General features: G+C 51.5%; 1 protein-coding gene. It reads left to right on the top strand.

Annotation, left to right across the window (positions count from 1 at the left end; genetic code table 11):
• Window positions 1-124 precede the first annotated feature (124 nt).
• A partial coding sequence (locus tag BLS65_RS17815; RefSeq protein ID WP_139180990.1) for a fibronectin type III domain-containing protein occupies window positions 125-1,128 on the top strand: 1,004 nt, incomplete at its 3' end.

Here is a 1,128-nt window from a genome sequence, read left to right on the forward strand (position 1 = left end):
GGCTTACGGCTTTTGCCCGTTGGGATGGCTCCGCTCGGTCCCGAGATAGTTTCGCTCCGGCAGGGGAGTTTTATGGCAGTTTTTGTTCCTGTGTTTAGTTACGTTGGATTTGAAGTAAGATGTTATGATAAAGTATTGCACGTCGTTTTTATTTGCCCTACTGCTAGTGAGTAGTGTAGGCTACTCGCAAAAAGCCGGTGTAGAGCTGCTCTGCAGCCCGCGCAAGGATTCCATATTGCTGCGGTGGGCTCCGGTCGATCAAAAAACATGGAAGGTGGGGAACAGCTATGGCTACACCGTTGTGCGCTACACCATTCTGCGCGATAGAAAAATACCGAAGGAGATTACCGCAACCCAGCTAACCAAGGAGCCGCTAAAGCCCCGTCCGCTGGCAGAGTGGGAACCGCTGTCGGACAATAAGTACGTGGCCATTGCGGGGGAGTGCATCTTTAACAACGAGTACAGTGGGGTGCCCACGGGCGGAAACCCCTTTATTGCCGTAAAGAAGTATAAGTACGACGAGCACCGCTTTAGCTTTGCCCTCTACGCAGCCGATCAATCCATTGTGGCAGCGAAGCTATCGGGCCTCTACTTTGCCGATAAAACGGCGCAGCCCAACGAGAAGTATCTCTACAAGGTGTTTATTTCGCAGCCCGATACGTCGGTGCGCATCGATACCGCTTCGGCTTTTACCGGAATATCGGAGTATCAGGCCTTGCCCAAACCCTTGGATTTTAAGGCGGAGTGGGGCGATAGGAAGGCTGAACTCTCCTGGAACTTCAAGTATCTGAAACACATCTACAACAGCTATGTGGTGGAGAAGTCGAACGATGGTGGCAAAACTTACCTTCCCATTACTGAGAGCGGCACGGTGCAGCTTGCCGATGCGGGCGTTTCGCCGGAGCTTATCCATAAGGACGATTCGCTCACCAGCAACGATACGATGTACTACTATCGTGTAAGGGGCATCAGCGCCTTTGGCGAAACCGGTCCTCCCTGCGATTCGATATTTGGTATGGGGATAAAACCCATTAAAACGGCTCCCATCATTACCGAAAACGTTGCCATCGACAATAAGGTGATTAAGCTGGCTTGGGATTATCCCGAGGATATGAACCGGTATATCTC

It is taken from the genome of Williamwhitmania taraxaci, from assembly GCF_900096565.1.
Taxonomy (GTDB): Bacteria; Bacteroidota; Bacteroidia; order Bacteroidales; family Williamwhitmaniaceae; genus Williamwhitmania; species Williamwhitmania taraxaci.